Raw genomic sequence first — 2016 nt, forward strand, 5'->3', positions numbered from 1 at the left:
TTATAGTTTAAACTATAAGTGGCGCTTTTTTTCGCTTTAAATTTGACGGGTAAATGAAAATATGATGAAAAATTTTGAGCAAAATGCATTTGGCATTATCAAAACTAAGGCGATTTTTTTGTTTAGTGGCAGAAGCGCCATAAAAAATCTATTTGGTGTTCACCCATTAGGAGTACCACCAGCAAGCGAATTCAATGTATTTTCGCCGTATATATAACAAATCTTTATATTTTTCTCCATGTTCTCCGTTTGAAATTCGCTTTAGCCCTGCATTTGTTCCCAAACCATATAAACATAAGATAAGTCTCTTTTGCAGTATTTCTGTATTAATGGCCTCTCTTGAAGCAGCTGTTTTAAAAAGTTCTGTAAAGTTTACACGCAAATCAGCTTCTTTGAGGATATCTAGTAAACTAGTTCACGAAAGGCTCTCGAGAATCCTTCTATAGATTGAAAACCGTATTCATAGGAAATATCTGTCACTCTTGCTCCTTTAATTAATTCAACATTTGCAACGGACAATCTCCTGTTTTTGATATAATCATTCAATGACATTCCAGCCATATACGAGAACATTCTTTTAAAGTGATAATCAGATATTCCTACAATTTTTGATATATCTTTTCCAGAGATTTCTTCCGTCAAATGTGCTTCAATATAATCCATCAAATTATTGAATTTCTGTAACATTCATTTCCCTCCTTTATAAATACATAATATCGGTGAAATTCATTTTTCACTCGATATTTTATATACGGAGTTTATCGGAACTTATCTTTCATTATTACTTAAATAATCATTTCATAACATTCTTTATTAGTCATCCATTCCGTTAATAGCTATTAAACGTACTCAACTGTCTTAAACGAATATGATTATTGGAAGGCAACAATCATTATTTTGGTGTTCCAGAAGAGGGAGCGATTGTTGAATAAAACTTTATTTACCCTCATCCAAAACAGGACGGGGGTTGTGTGTTGGAAGTATGTAACTTAAACAAAACTTATTATTACCTTGACATTTCCTTATTGCGGGTGGTGTCAGCTTCGCTGGTACTACCCCTACAGAAGGTTTTTGCTGAAAACAGATCAACAGAAGTATATCCCGCCCATTTTTGCAATAAAGTATTAAAACATACCGGGAAGGCGGGATGAAATGAAAAAAAACATGAAGCTTTGTTTATGTATCGCGATGATCTTGATATTGACGCTTTCTTCCCATATTCGCGGGGAAGAACCCGCCGTCCTTGCCGCAGAAGAAAAGGGCGGAATGCATCATGAAATTGAGCGGCTTTTAAAACATGATCCGAATCTAAAAGGAGCGCTCGCAGGGGTCAGCGTCAGGTCTCTGTCAACCGGCGAAATCTTGTACGGCCATATGGGTGATGTCCGCTTAAGACCGGCATCAAACATGAAGCTTTTAACTGCTGCTGCGGCTCTCAACGTACTGGGAGAAGACTATTCATTTCAGACGGAGGTTTTGTCTGACGGACAACAGCGCGGCAAAACATTGATGGGCAGCCTTTATTTAAAAGGAAAAGGCGATCCGACGCTCTTACCGACAGATTTTGATCAGCTGGCAGAAAGCATTCGCAAAAAAGGAATCACAACGATCCGCGGGTATCTCATCGGAGATGACTCCTGGTATGATGATGTCCGCTATTCACAGGATTTATCCTGGAGTGATGAAGATGCATATTACGGCGCCCAAGTCTCTGCTTTAACCGCCTCGCCAAATGAAGACTATGACGCCGGAACAGTTATTCTTGAAGTGAACCCAGGCAGTAAAACCGGAGAAAAACCCAAGGTGGCTATTACACCGAAAACTAACTATGTCAAGATCAAAAATCACGCCGAAACCGTTCCCGCTGACGGAAAGAAAGACATCGAGGTGAAAAGGAATCACGGCACAAACACGATTCAAATCAAAGGAACCATTCCCCTGGAAACATCCAAAGTCAGACAATGGGTTGCAGTATGGGAACCTTCCCGCTATGCGCTCGATTTATTGAAACAGGCT

2 protein-coding genes and 1 pseudogene are annotated in these 2016 nt (G+C 39.2%); 1 reads left to right on the top strand and 2 read right to left on the bottom strand.

All coding sequences use genetic code 11. The annotated features are described in order from the left end of the window. Positions 1 to 193: 193 nt before the first annotated feature. Positions 194 to 415, bottom strand: a pseudogene (locus tag BTA30_RS22105) (Tn3 family transposase); the annotation flags it as partial. Beyond that, positions 403 to 687 (bottom strand): helix-turn-helix transcriptional regulator, encoded by a 285-nt coding sequence (locus tag BTA30_RS22110; RefSeq protein WP_239693627.1) that lies wholly within the window; start codon positions 685 to 687, stop codon positions 403 to 405. The pseudogene BTA30_RS22105 and the gene BTA30_RS22110, both read right to left, overlap by 13 nt. Positions 688 to 1152: 465 nt before the next feature. On the opposite strand from BTA30_RS22110, the gene dacB reads away from it, so the two are divergent. Beyond that, positions 1153 to 2016: D-alanyl-D-alanine carboxypeptidase/D-alanyl-D-alanine endopeptidase (dacB, locus tag BTA30_RS22115; RefSeq protein ID WP_076764203.1), on the top strand; the 864-nt coding region annotated here is incomplete at its 3' end.

Origin of the sequence: Bacillus swezeyi, assembly GCF_001969815.1 — a bacterium.
GTDB classification, from domain to species: Bacteria; Bacillota; Bacilli; order Bacillales; family Bacillaceae; genus Bacillus; species Bacillus swezeyi.

What these genes read in the sequence shown, in the direction of transcription:
- BTA30_RS22110 (WP_239693627.1), bottom strand. Translation starts at nt 687, where the DNA reads ATGTTACAGAAATTCAATAATTTGATGGATTATATTGAAGCACATTTG.